Source organism: Streptomyces sp. NPDC031064 (assembly GCF_055570965.1).
In genome coordinates this window covers 717,763-730,009 of sequence record NZ_JBVIGF010000003.1, presented here as the reverse complement: position 1 = coordinate 730,009, position 12,247 = coordinate 717,763, and the positions used below count along the sequence as shown (strand labels likewise).

Sequence of the window (12,247 nt, the reverse complement as noted above, 5' to 3'; positions counted from 1 at the left end):
GGGGTAGCGGGCGACGGAACCGACGATACCGGGGTAGATCGGTGGCCCTTCGCCCGGGTTCGGGGGCTGTCGTGGGCGGAGGCGATGGGTTACGTTCGGGCTCATGATCGTCGCCGCGGGAGAGTCCCTGATCGACCTCGTTCCCGACGCTCCGCCGGGCAGCGGGCCACTGTCGGCCCTGGTGCCGCGACGGGGCGGCGGCCCGTACAACACGGCGGTGGCGCTGGGCCGGCTCGGCGCCGAGGCCGCCTTCTGCTCGCGGGTCTCCACGGACGCGTTCGGCGAGGCGCTGCTCGCGGGACTGCGGGCCGCGGACGTCGCGACCGGCCTCGTGCAGCGCGGTCCCGAGCCGACGACGCTGGCGGTGGCGTCGGTCGGGGCGGACGGTTCGGCGGGCTACTCCTTCTACGCGGAGGGCACGGCCGACCGGCTCTTCGAGCTGCCCGGGCACCTGCCGGAGGCGGTACGGGCCATCGCCTTCGGGACGTGCTCGCTGGTCCTGGAACCGGGCGCGAGCGCGTACGAGGCGCTGCTGCGGCGGGAGGCGGAGCGCGGGGTGCTCACGCTGCTGGACCCGAACGTCCGGCCGGGCCTGATCCCGGACGCGGATGCCTACCGGGCGCGTTTCGCGGGCTGGCTGCCGTACGTTTCGCTGCTGAAGCTGTCCAAGGAGGACGCGCGGTGGCTGGGCGGTTCGCCGGAGGAGTGGCTGGCGAAGGGGCCGTCGGCGGTGGTGCTGACCCGGGGCGGGGACGGGCTGACGGTCTTCACGGGCGACCTGACCGTCTCGGTGCCCGGGGCCCCGGTGGCGGTCGCCGACACCATCGGGGCGGGCGACACGGTGAACGCGGCGCTGCTGCACGGCCTGGGCGACCGGCCGCTCTCCGCGCTGGACGCCCCGGCCTGGGCGGACCTGCTGACCTTCGCCGCCCGCGCGGCGGCGATCACCTGCTCCCGCCCGGGCGCGGAGCCCCCGTACGCCGCGGAGCTCGTGACGGCCGACACCGTGGTGCCGCTGCACGGCGTACCCGCGCTGGTCTGCGCACCGGACGGCCCGCCGCTGGCGACCCGGCAGGCCGCCCTCGACCTGATCGACGAGGCGATGGGCCAGGGCGCGGAGCTGGTCGTCGTACCGGTGGGTCGGCTCGGCGAGGACTTCTTCTCGCTCCGCACCGGCCTGGCCGGCGAGGTGGTCCGGAAGTTCGCCGACTACCGGACGCGGCTGGCGATCGTCGGTGACGTCTCCCACCACGTCGCGGGCTGCACGTCACTGCGCGACTTCGTCCGCGAAGCCAACCGGGGTACCCAGCTCTGGTTCGCCGACACGATCCCCGCGCTCGCGTCCCGCCTGAACCCCCGGCTCCCCCAGGACTGAGCCGGTGCCTGGCACGGAACGGCTCACCCGGGGCCGCCACTGAGGGCCGCCCGAGCCCGTACCGGCTGTTCGCCGGGACGCACCCGCCGAACAGCCGGGCCGAGCCCCCGGTGTCCGTACCGCGCCGGGGCGCCCGGCCCGTACCGCGCCGCGTCCGCCCGGCCGCGTACCCGAGCCGTGGCCGGGACGTCCCGGCGAGGGCGCCCCGGTCCACGGCCGTCCCGGCCCACGGCGCCCCGGTTCACGGCCGCCCGGTCCACGGCGTCCCGACCAGGCCGTCCCGGCCGGGATGTCCCGATCAGGACGCCCCCGCCCGACCAGGCTGTCCGGGCTGGACGTCCCGGCGAGGGCGCCCCGGCCAGGACGTCCGTCAGGACGTGGTGGACCTGGCCGTACGCTTCTTCGGCTTGGTCGTCTTCACCGTGGCCGTCTTGCGCGGCACCCCGTCCGCCGCCGAGACCGTCTTCCTCGTGGCCGTCCGCTTCCGCGCCGCCGGTACCGCCGGTGCGGCGTCGCTGACGCGGTCCGCGCCGAGGATGTCCCGGAGGAACTTGCCGGTGTGGCTGGCAGGGACGCCCGCGACCTGCTCGGGCGTGCCCTCGGCGACGACCAGGCCGCCGCCGCTGCCGCCCTCGGGGCCCATGTCGACGACCCAGTCGGCCGTCTTGATGACGTCCAGGTTGTGCTCGATGACGATCACCGAGTTGCCCTTGTCGACGAGGTTGGACAGGACGTTGATCAGCTTCGAGATGTCCTCGAAGTGCAGACCAGTGGTCGGCTCGTCCAGGACGTACACCGTGCGGCCCGTCGACCGCTTCTGGAGCTCGGACGCCAGCTTCACGCGCTGCGCCTCGCCACCGGAGAGCGTCGGGGCGGGCTGGCCGAGCCGGACGTACCCAAGGCCGACCTCGGTCAGGGTGCGCAGGTGGCGCGCGATCGTCGGAACGGCCTCGAAGAACTCCAGGGCCTCCTCGATCGGCATGTCCAGCACCTCGGCGATGGACTTGCCCTTGTAGTGGACGTCCAGGGTCTCCCGGTTGTAGCGCGCCCCGTGGCAGACCTCGCACGGGACGTACACGTCCGGCAGGAAGTTCATCTCGATCTTGATGGTGCCGTCACCGGCGCAGTTCTCGCAGCGGCCGCCCTTGACGTTGAAGGAGAACCGGCCCGGCAGGTAGCCGCGGACCTTCGCCTCCATCGTCTCGGCGAACAGCTTGCGGACGTGGTCGAAGACACCGGTGTACGTCGCCGGGTTGGAGCGCGGCGTGCGGCCGATGGGCGACTGGTCGACGTGGACGACCTTGTCGACGAGGTCGTCGCCGTCCACGCGCGTGTGCCGCCCGGGCACGGACTTGGCGCCGTTGAGCTCGCGCGCCAGGTGCGTGTAGAGGATGTCGTTGACCAGCGTCGACTTGCCGGAGCCGGACACCCCGGTGACCGCCGTGAGGACGCCGAGCGGGAAGGAGACGTCGATGTCCCGCAGGTTGTTCTCCCGGGCGCCGTGCACGGTCAGCCGCCGTGCCGGGTCCACCGGGCGGCGGACGTCCGGCACCGGGATGGACCGCTTCCCGGCCAGGTACTGCCCGGTCATGGAGTCCTTGTTGGCCAAAAGCTCCTTCAACGGGCCCGAGTGCACGACCTTGCCGCCGTGCTCACCCGCGCCGGGGCCGATGTCGACGACCCAGTCGGCCACCTTGATGGTGTCCTCGTCGTGCTCGACGACGATCAGGGTGTTGCCCATGTCGCGCAGCCGTACCAGGGTCTCGATGAGCCGGTGGTTGTCGCGCTGGTGCAGGCCGATGGACGGCTCGTCCAGGACGTACAGCACGCCCACCAGGCCGGAGCCGATCTGGGTGGCGAGCCGGATGCGCTGGGCCTCGCCGCCGGAGAGCGTGCCGGCCGCGCGGTTCAGTGACAGGTAGTCCAGGCCGACGTCGACCAGGAAGCGCAGCCGTTCGTTGACCTCCTTGAGCACCCGCTCGGCGATCTTCTTGTCGCGGGCGTTCAGCTTCAGCTCGCCGAGGAAGTCCGCGCACTCGCTGATGGACATCGCGGAGACCTCCGCGATGGACTTCTCCATGACCGTGACCGCGAGGACGATCGGCTTGAGCCTGGTGCCCTCACACGTCGGGCAGGGCACCTCGCGCATGTAGCCCTCGAAGCGCTCCCTGCTGGAGTCGCTCTCGGCCTCGCTGTGGCGCCGCTTGACGAAGGAGACGGCACCTTCGAAGGCGGGTGTGGTGTACGCCCGCTCCCGGCCGTACCGGTTGCGGTAGCGCACCTCGACCTGGGTCTTGTGCCCGTACAGCAGCGCCTTCTTGGCGCGGGCGGGAAGCCCGGCCCAGGGGATGTCGGTACGGAAGCCGAGGGCCTGGGAGAGCCCGCCGATCAACCGCCCGAAGTACTCCTTGGTGTGGCCGTGCGACCAGGGGTGGATCGCGCCATCGTCGAGGGACCGCTCCTCGTCGGGGACCACCAGCTCGGGGTCGACCTCCATGCGCGTGCCGATGCCGGTGCACTCGGGGCAGGCGCCGAAGGGCGAGTTGAAGGAGAAGGAGCGGGGCTCCAGCTCCTCGAAGGACAGGTCGTCGTACGGGCAGTACAGGTGCTCCGAGTACATCCGCTCGCGCTCGGGGTCGTCCTCGGGGAGGTCGACGAAGTCGAGCACGACCATGCCGCCGGACAGGCCCAGCGCGGTCTCGACGGAGTCGGTCAGCCGCCGCTTGGCGCTGTCCTTGACCGTGAGGCGGTCGACGACCACCTCGATGGTGTGCTTCTCCTGCTTCTTCAGTGTGGGCGGCTCGGCGAGCTGGATGGTCTTCCCGTCCACCCGGGCCCGGCTGTAGCCCTTGGTCTGGAGGTCGGCGAAGAGGTCGACGAACTCGCCCTTGCGCTCGCGCACCAGCGGCGACAGGACCTGGAAGCGGCTGCCCTCGGGCAGCTCCAGCACCTTGTCGACGATGGCCTGCGGCGACTGGCGCGAGATGGGCCGGCGGCACTCGGGGCAGTGCGGCTTGCCGATGCGCGCGAAGAGCAGACGCAGGTAGTCGTAGACCTCGGTGATGGTGCCGACCGTGGAGCGCGGGTTGCGCGAGGTCGACTTCTGGTCGATCGAGACGGCCGGGGAGAGTCCCTCGATGAAGTCGACGTCCGGCTTGTCCATCTGGCCGAGGAACTGCCGGGCGTAGGAGGAGAGCGACTCGACGTACCGGCGCTGCCCCTCGGCGAAGATCGTGTCGAACGCGAGGGAGGACTTGCCCGACCCCGAGAGCCCGGTGAAAACGATGAGGGAGTCGCGCGGGAGGTCGAGCGAGACGTTCTTCAGATTGTGCTCGCGCGCGCCACGGACGATGAGACGGTCGGCCACGCCGGTCCGCACCTTTCTTGAGAGAAGCGGGGGCACAGCCCCCGTCCCAGACTGTTCAAGCCTACGGGGGGCCGCCAAATGGATGGATGCCTGACTTTCAAGGATGCCTCCACCGAGCGTATAGCACGTGCATTCGATTTCCGGCCGCGCTCCGCCACCTTCACCCGATCGTGTGGCGGCGCTAGGGTCAGCAGCATGATCGACCATGTGCATGACCTGGCCTCTGTACGTGAGGCGACCGACCGGCTGCTCACCGCGACCGCGAAACTCGATGACGCCGCCCTCGCCGCGCCCTCGCGGCTCCCCGGCTGGACGCGCGGCCACGTCCTGGCCCACCTCGCCCGCAACGCCGACGCCCTTGTGAACGTCCTCCAGGGCCGCCCGATGTACGTCAGCGCCGAGGCGCGCGACGCCGACATCGAGCGCGACGCCCACCGGCCCCTGGCGGCCCAGCTCGACGACGTCCGCGAGAGCGCCGCCCGCTTCCGGGCCCAGAGCGAGGTCCCGGCCGACTGGGACCGCACGGTGGAGCTGCGCAACGGGGTGACCGACCGGGCCGCGCGGCTGCCCTTCCGCCGCCTCGTCGAGGTGGAGCTGCACCACGTCGACCTGGGCGTCGGGTACGAGCTGGAGGACCTGCCGCAGGAGTTCACCGAGCGCGAGATCGACTTCCTGGCCGAACGCTTCACCGGCCATCCCACCGTACCGCCGACCCGCCTGCTGGCCACCGCCGGCGGGGACGCGGCCGACGAGGACACGGCCGGCAAGGAGTGGCGCACGGGCGGCGACGAGGGCGCCGCGGTCACCGTCTCCGGCCCGGCGCCGGACCTCCTCGGCTGGCTCGCGGGCCGCCGCGACGGCGCGGCCCTGGAGGTCACCGGTGGCACCCTTCCCGTACTCCCCCCGCTATAGGCTGGAAACATGACGTACAGCGGAGCGGTGAAGGTGGGCGGACCCGCCGATGTGCACGAACTGACCGACCTGATGATCTCCAAGGTCGCCGTCGGACCGATGGACAACAACGCCTACCTGCTGCGCTGCCGGGCCACCGGCGAGCAGCTCCTGATCGACGCGGCCAACGAGCCCGCGACCCTGCTCCGGCTGATCGGTGACGACGGCATCGCGTCCGTCGTCACCACCCACCGCCACCGCGACCACTGGGATGCCCTGGCGGAAGTGGTGGCGGCCACCGGCGCCCGTACGTACGCGGGGCGGTACGACGCCGAGGGCATCGACGTCCCGACGGACGTGCCGGTCGACGACGGGGACACGATCAGCGTCGGCCGGGTGGAGCTCACCGCCCGCCGGATGGTGGGGCACACCCCCGGCTCGATCGTGCTCGTCTACGACGACCCGCACGGCCACCCGCACGTCTTCACCGGCGACTGCCTCTTCCCCGGCGGCGTCGGCAACACCTGGAAGGACCCCGACGCCTTCGCCAGCCTGATCCTCGACGTCGAGACGAAGCTGTTCGACGTGCTGCCGGACGAGGCCTGGATCTACCCGGGCCACGGCAAGGACACCACGCTGGGCGAGGAGCGCCCGAAGCTCCCGGAGTGGCGCGAGCGCGGCTGGTAGCACTCCCGGCCGGCGGACACTCCCGTGCGACCCCCGTGCGCCCCGTAACCTACGCCGGTCGTGGGTAGTTGGCGCGACATGCGCCAGAGTCATAGTCCGCGTACGTCCTCGACCACGCCCTCCATGGTGCGGCTCGCCGCCGCCTCGCTCGCCGGGACGGCCGTCGAGTTCTACGACTTCTTCGTCTACGGGACGGCCGCCGCGCTGGTCCTGGGACCGCTGTTCTTTCCCACGTTCTCGCCGGTCGCCGGGACACTGGCGGCTTTCGGTACGTTCGCGATCGGTTTCCTTTCGCGTCCGCTCGGTTCCGTCATCTTCGGGCACATCGGTGACCGGTACGGGCGGCGGCCGGTGATGTTCGCGTCCCTGGTGCTGACCGGGGCGGCGACTGTCGCGGTGGGCTGCGTGCCGACGTACGAGACGCTCGGCGTGGCAGCTCCGGTGCTGCTGCTGGTGCTGCGGTTCCTCCAGGGGCTGGGGCTCGGCGGGGAGTGGGGCGGGGCGGTGCTGCTGACGGCGGAGCACGCGCCCGAGCGGCGGCGCGGACTATGGGCGAGCTTCCCGCAGGTCGGCCCGGCGGTCGGGTTCCTCCTGGCGAACGGGGTGATGCTGGCGCTCTCGGCGGGGTTGAGCGACGCCCAGTTCCGCGAGTGGGGCTGGCGGGTGCCCTTCTGGGCGGCGGGGCTGCTGGCGGCCGGCGGGCTGCTGCTGCGTACGTCGCTGGCGGAGACGCCCCAGTTCCGGGAGCTGGAGCAAACCGGCAAGCGGGCCGGCGCCCCGCTGGTGGAGGTGGCGCGGGGGCACTGGCGGCTGGTGCTGCTGACGGCCGGGGCGCTGGCGGTCGGGTACGCGGTCTTCTACGCGGTGTCCACGTGGGCGCTGGCGTACGGCACGGAGCGGCTCGGGGTGAGCCGTACGGTGATGCTCGTCTGCGTCATGGCCGCGGTGGCGGTCAAGGGGGTGGCCACGCCGTTCGCCGCGATGCTGGGCGACCGTTACGGGCGGCGGCCGATGTGCCTGGCGGGGTGCGCGGCCACCGCTCTGTGGATGTTCCCGATGGTGGGCCTGTTGCACACGGGGCGGCCGCTGCTGATGTTCCTGGGCTTCACGGGGGCGCTGCTGGCGTTCATCACCATGTTCGCCGTGGTCGCTGCGTATCTGCCGGAGCTGTACGAGCCGAGGGTGCGCTGCACCGGCGCGGCCGTCGGGTACAACCTGGCGGGCGTGCTGGGCGGGGCGCTGACCCCGATCGTGGCCACGGCCGCGGCCGGCGGCTCCGGGCCGCCCTGGGGCGTGGCCGCGTACCTGACGGGGATCGCCCTGCTCAGTCTCGGCTGCTTCGCCCTGCTGCCGGAGACGCTGCCCAAGCCGGTGGCGCGGCCCGCCATGGAGTCGGCCACCGCATGAGGACCCGGCGCCCTAGCGCAGATCCTGTCGCGCGAGGAGATCGCAGTTGACGAAGGCCGGCGGCCTGGTGCACAGCGCCGACAGCTTCTCGGCGATCTTCTGGGTGTCGGGGTCGTCGTTGTTGCGCATGGCGTCCTCGTGGGACGCGAAGCCCACGATCGCCAGGTAACGGTTGGGGTTGTCGCGGTCGCGCAGCAGGATGCGGTCGACCGGGCCGTAGTCCTTGTCGGCCAGCGCGGCCCGGCGCTCTTCCAGCAGGGCCTCCAGTTCGTCGATGCGCTCGGTCTCGAAGTCGATGATCTGCGTGAACCTCATGGGTGTCTCCACGCCGGGGCCCCTCTTGAGCGGGGGCGTTCACCGTCCAAACAAGCACCGGCCGGTGCGGGCCGCAATGCGAGCCCGTACCGGCCGGTGCCGTGCTGTGCCGGCGTCGATCGCTCAGGCGCCGACGCTGTCCTTCGGGGTCTCCTGCTCGGCGGCCTCGCGCTCCGCCTGCTTCTTGGAGGCGATCAGGCTGGTGATCGTGGTGATGATCAGCACGCCGCAGATGACCGCCAGCGAGAACGGGATGGAGATCTCGGGCACGTGCACCCCGGACTCGTGCAGGGCGTGCAGCACCAGCTTGACGCCGATGAAGCCCAGGATCACCGACAGGCCGTAGCTCAGGTGGACCAGCTTCTTCAGCAGGCCGCCGATGAGGAAGTAGAGCTGTCGCAGACCCATCAGGGCGAAGGCGTTGGCGGTGAAGACGATGTACGGGTCCTGGGTCAGGCCGAAGATCGCGGGGATGGAGTCCAGCGCGAACAGGACGTCCGTGGTGCCGATGGCGAGCATGACGACCATCAGCGGGGTCAGCACCCGCTTGCCGTTGTTGCGGATGAAGAGCTTGGTGCCGTGGTACTTGTCGGCGACACCGAAGCGGTTCTCGATGGACTTGAGGAGGCGGTTCTCCTCGAACTCCTCTTCCGGCTCGTCGGCGCGCGCTTCCTGGATGAGCTTCCAGGCGGTGTAGATCAGGAACGCGCCGAAGATGTAGAACACCCACGAGAAGCTGGCGATGATCGCGGCACCCGCGGCGATGAATATCGCGCGGAGGACCAGCGCCACCAGGACACCGATGAGCAGCACCCGCTGCTGGAGGTGGCTGGGCACCGAGAACTTCGCCATGATCAGGACGAAGACGAAGAGGTTGTCGACGCTCAGCGACTTCTCGGTGATGTAACCGGCGAAGAACTCGCCGGACGCCTGGCTCTCGCCGAAGAACAGCAGTCCCAGGCCGAACAGTGCGGCGAGGACGATCCAGACGACCGTCCAGGTACCGGCTTCCTTGATCGATACGTCATGGGGCTTGCGCCCGATGAAGAAGTCGACCGCGATCAGGGCGGACAGACCGAGAACGGTCGCCACCCACAGGCTCATCGAAACGTCCACTGCGCCTCCGGCGTCGTACGGCTACTGATCAGCGTCGTCGCTGCCGGAGGTCTCTTCCACCCGGGCGGCCCGGCGTCCTCCGCCGGGTCACACCGCGGGCCGGCGCCCCGGGACCGGTCTCATGTCCGACCGTCCGTACTGACGGGCACGCCGCGCACGGGAGTACTCCCCTCCGCACCAAGAACGTTACCGCAAAGACCAAAGAAAGGTAAAGGGAAAAGTAAAAGACACCCCAAGTGCGCAGGTCAGCGGCGCCAATTGGGACCGGCCCCGGCGACCTGGGACAGGACGTGGCGCAGCACCCCGCTGTCGGCCGGCAAGCGGGGCGGCTCATACGTCCAGGCGTGGCCGACCCACGGATCGGCGAGGTGGTCGTCCGGGACGGGCGTCAGGCGCAGCAGCGACCGCCAGAGCGGGTCGAGCACCGGCCCGTAGGCACGGGCGTCCTCGCGGTCCGCGACCAGCAGGAGGTGGACGCCGACCGCCGGTCCCTCGTCCGCCAGGTAGCGCAGTCGGGTGACGGCCCGGTCGTCGAAGCCGTGCGGGAAGTCGTTGACGATCAGCAGTTGGTCGGCGGTGTCCAGGTCGGGCGGCAGGGCGTCGGTCGCACCACCGCTGACCGCCATCCGCACCAGCTCGACGCGCTGGGTGAGACGGGTGAGGACGGAGGCCACTCCCCCGGCCCCGGCCGCCGGCGGTGCAGCCAGCACGCCGGAGGCGGCCAGCGGGGCGAGCGACGCGGCCGCCGAACCCGCCGGGTCGATGACGTGGACGGCGTACCCGCCCGCCGGATGGACCGCGAGCAGCCGTGCCGCGTGCAGGACCGCCGTGTCCACGGCCAGGCGGCGCAGCTCGGCGTCGTCCATCAGGACGGCGGCGTCGGAGCCGGAGCGGCCGCTGTCCACCCACAGGCCGCGCTCCAGCGGGAGCCGGACCAGCATCGGGATGCGCAGCCCGGGGCTCTCGGGGAGGTGCAGGTCGCCGAGGCGCACCGCCATCGGGGCCTCGGCCGGAACGCGATAGCCCTGCCAGACCGGGTTGTCCCAGTCCGCGTACGCGACCGGGAGGGCGGGCTCGACGACCTCCGCCTCGGCGGTGAGCTGCGCCAGGTCCCGGTCGAGCGCCTCACGGGCCCGGGCGGTCAGCTCGTCGCACTTCGCGCGGGCCGCCGCGCGGGCGGCGTCGCCGGCGGAGCCGATACGGCTGCGCGGGTCGGACAGCACGCGGTCGAGTTCCTGGTCCATCCGGGACTCGGCGAAGTCGACGGCGCTGCGGTACGCGGCCGTGGTGCGGGCCAGGTCCTCGAACATGCCCCAGACCTGGTTGTACAGGCGCTCGTCCATGGACCAGCCGGTGGCATCGCCGGCGACCGGCGCGGCGGGCTGCCCCGGCAGCGGCGTCCCAGGGTGGCCGGCGGCGCCCGGGGTCTGGGTGGCCGTGGTCTGGGGGGCCGTGGTCCGGCGTCGCGGGTGGGCGTAGCTGATGGGCCCGGCGGAGGCCTGGGCGGCCGGGGTGGTGTCCGGGGCGGGGCCGGCGTCCGGAGCCGGTGTGGTGCCCGGGGGCGGGGGGCTGTCCGGGGCCGGTGCGTTGCCGGGGGCGGGGGCGTTGCCGGGGGCGGGGGCATTGCCGGGGGCGGGGGCATTGCCGGGGGCGGCGTCCGCCGGGGCGGGGGCGCCGGACGTGGTCAGTGAGGCGCCGCGCCTGGCCCGGTCGCCCTCGGCGGTACGGGGCGGGGGCGTGGCGACCGACCGGGTCATCCCGCTCGCGACCGCTCGCTGGATGGTGTCCGCGAGTTCGGCGGCCCGGTCGAGGCCCTGGTCGGCGAGCATCGCGGGGAGCCCGCCCGCGTACCCCTGGCCGACGGCGCGCATCTTCCAGGCGCCCTGGCGGCGGTACAACTCCAGGGCGACGACGGCGGACTCGGTGTCCAGTCCGGTGATGGTGTAGCCGGCGACCTCGGTGCCGTCGAGGGCGGTGACCGCGGCGAAGGGCGCGGCGACGGCGCCGAACCGGGCCGGGCCACCGGCTGAGAGGGGCAGTGCGAGGAGCACCGTCACCCGGTGGCACTCCTCGGGCAGGGCGCCGAGGTCCACGGCGAGCCGGTGGTCGGCGGCCGCCTGCCTGGACACCTCGAGGCCCGGCAGGGCCGGCGAGCCGGGGTGGGCGACCCATTCGGGGCCGGCCACCGTGCCGTTCTCGTCGCCGAGCGTGGCACCGGCGATGACCGGTGCGCCGGCCGACACCCGGATCTCGAGTCGGGTGTGGGGCAGGGGATGGTTCTGCCCCCGGACCAGCTCGGCCGTCATGCCTGTGTCCCCTCGCTGCCTCGGTGTGGGCCGCAGCTCCCGGCGGCCTGGCCTCCGGGAGCTGCGGGGTGGATCTGCGTGTGCGGGTGCGTGCGGGTGCGCCGCGTGCCTACAGGTGCGGCAGGATCGCCGGCATCAGGTCCTGGAACGTACGGCCGTTGGCCGGGTTGCCCAGGGCCGTCATCTGCCAGCCGGAGCCGGCCCGGTGCACCTTGGCCATGATCTGGGCGGTGTACTGGCCGCCGCCGTCCAGGGTGTAGCGCGCGAGCTCCTGGCCGTTGGTCTCGTCGACGATGCGGCAGAAGGCGTTCTGGACCTCCTGGAACGTCTGGCCGGTGAAGGAGTTCACCGTGAAGACGATCTGGTCGATGTGGACCGGGACCCGCTGGAGGTCGACGAGGATGGCCTCGTCGTCGCCGCCCTGTCCCGCGCCGCCCACCAGGTTGTCACCGGTGTGGCGGACGGAGCCGTCGTCGCTCACCAGGTGGCGGAAGAAGACGACGTCCACGGGCTGCTTCTCGGCGAAGAGCACCGCCGAGGCGTCCAGGTCGACCTCACGGGTGCGCGAGCCGAACAGACCGCGACGCGGCGCCGCCTGCCAGCCGAGCCCCATCCGCACCGCCGTGAGAGTACCCCCGTCGCTCTTCTGCAGGCTGATGGCCTGGCCCTTGGTCATGTTGACCGTCACGCGCTGTCCCCTCTCGTTGCGTACCCCCGCGACCGTCTTAAGAGTGCGGTTGCCCAGCACCCTACGCAGGGGCCGTGAGAGGGCATCAGGCCAGG

9 protein-coding genes and 1 pseudogene are annotated in these 12,247 nt (G+C 72.0%); 5 read left to right on the top strand and 5 right to left on the bottom strand.

The annotated features are described in order from the left end of the window. Window positions 1-103 precede the first annotated feature (103 nt). Window positions 104-991 (top strand): annotated as a pseudogene (locus ACZ46W_RS14340) (carbohydrate kinase family protein); the annotation flags it as partial. Continuing rightward, on the top strand, window positions 992-1,375 hold the full coding sequence (locus tag ACZ46W_RS14335) for a DUF4180 domain-containing protein (protein ID WP_468337035.1): 384 nt from the start codon (window positions 992-994) through the stop codon (window positions 1,373-1,375). A 370-nt stretch (window positions 1,376-1,745) separates the two neighbouring features. Here ACZ46W_RS14335 and uvrA read toward each other — a convergent pair whose 3' ends face one another. Further along, window positions 1,746-4,742 carry an excinuclease ABC subunit UvrA gene (uvrA, locus tag ACZ46W_RS14330; protein WP_468336455.1) on the bottom strand — a complete coding sequence of 999 codons (2,997 nt, stop codon included), beginning with the start codon at window positions 4,740-4,742 and terminating at the stop codon, window positions 1,746-1,748. 195 nt (window positions 4,743-4,937) lie between these two features. Here uvrA and ACZ46W_RS14325 point away from each other — a divergent pair, with 195 nt between their 5' ends. The 3 genes from ACZ46W_RS14325 (at window position 4,938) to ACZ46W_RS14315 (ending at window position 7,727) form a co-directional block, all read left to right on the top strand. Further along, window positions 4,938-5,654 (top strand): maleylpyruvate isomerase family mycothiol-dependent enzyme, encoded by a 717-nt coding sequence (locus ACZ46W_RS14325; protein ID WP_468336453.1) that lies wholly within the window; start codon window positions 4,938-4,940, stop codon window positions 5,652-5,654. 9 nt (window positions 5,655-5,663) lie between these two features. Beyond that, on the top strand, window positions 5,664-6,320 hold the full coding sequence (locus tag ACZ46W_RS14320; protein ID WP_468336450.1) for an MBL fold metallo-hydrolase: 657 nt from the start codon (window positions 5,664-5,666) through the stop codon (window positions 6,318-6,320). A gap of 123 nt (window positions 6,321-6,443) precedes the next feature. Continuing rightward, window positions 6,444-7,727 (top strand): MFS transporter, encoded by a 1,284-nt coding sequence (locus tag ACZ46W_RS14315; protein WP_468337032.1) that lies wholly within the window; start codon window positions 6,444-6,446, stop codon window positions 7,725-7,727. A 12-nt stretch (window positions 7,728-7,739) separates the two neighbouring features. Here ACZ46W_RS14315 and ACZ46W_RS14310 read toward each other — a convergent pair whose 3' ends face one another. The 4 genes from ACZ46W_RS14310 to ACZ46W_RS14295 form a co-directional block, all read right to left on the bottom strand. Continuing rightward, complete coding sequence (locus ACZ46W_RS14310; protein WP_468336447.1) at window positions 7,740-8,042, bottom strand: RNA recognition motif domain-containing protein; 303 nt, start codon at window positions 8,040-8,042, stop codon at window positions 7,740-7,742. 123 nt (window positions 8,043-8,165) lie between these two features. Continuing rightward, window positions 8,166-9,158, bottom strand: a complete 993-nt coding sequence (locus tag ACZ46W_RS14305) for a TerC/Alx family metal homeostasis membrane protein (protein WP_366130096.1) — start codon at window positions 9,156-9,158, stop codon at window positions 8,166-8,168. A gap of 245 nt (window positions 9,159-9,403) precedes the next feature. Beyond that, window positions 9,404-11,464: a TerD family protein gene (locus ACZ46W_RS14300; protein WP_468336443.1), complete on the bottom strand. Its 2,061-nt coding sequence runs from the start codon at window positions 11,462-11,464 to the stop codon at window positions 9,404-9,406. 109 nt (window positions 11,465-11,573) lie between these two features. Continuing rightward, the gene (locus ACZ46W_RS14295) at window positions 11,574-12,152 is read right to left on the bottom strand and encodes a TerD family protein (protein ID WP_468336440.1); all 579 of its coding nucleotides are present in this window, start codon (window positions 12,150-12,152) and stop codon (window positions 11,574-11,576) included. Window positions 12,153-12,247: the final 95 nt, after the last annotated feature.

Bases quoted from the DNA above. Each gene is read 5' to 3' on its own strand.
- ACZ46W_RS14325 (WP_468336453.1), top strand. From the start codon at position 4,938: ATGATCGACCATGTGCATGACCTGGCCTCTGTACGTGAGGCGACCGAC.
- ACZ46W_RS14320 (WP_468336450.1), top strand. From the start codon at position 5,664: ATGACGTACAGCGGAGCGGTGAAGGTGGGCGGACCCGCCGATGTGCAC.
- ACZ46W_RS14315 (WP_468337032.1), top strand. From the start codon at position 6,444: ATGGTGCGGCTCGCCGCCGCCTCGCTCGCCGGGACGGCCGTCGAGTTC.
- ACZ46W_RS14310 (WP_468336447.1), bottom strand. From the start codon at position 8,042: ATGAGGTTCACGCAGATCATCGACTTCGAGACCGAGCGCATCGACGAA.
- ACZ46W_RS14300 (WP_468336443.1), bottom strand. From the start codon at position 11,464: ATGACGGCCGAGCTGGTCCGGGGGCAGAACCATCCCCTGCCCCACACC.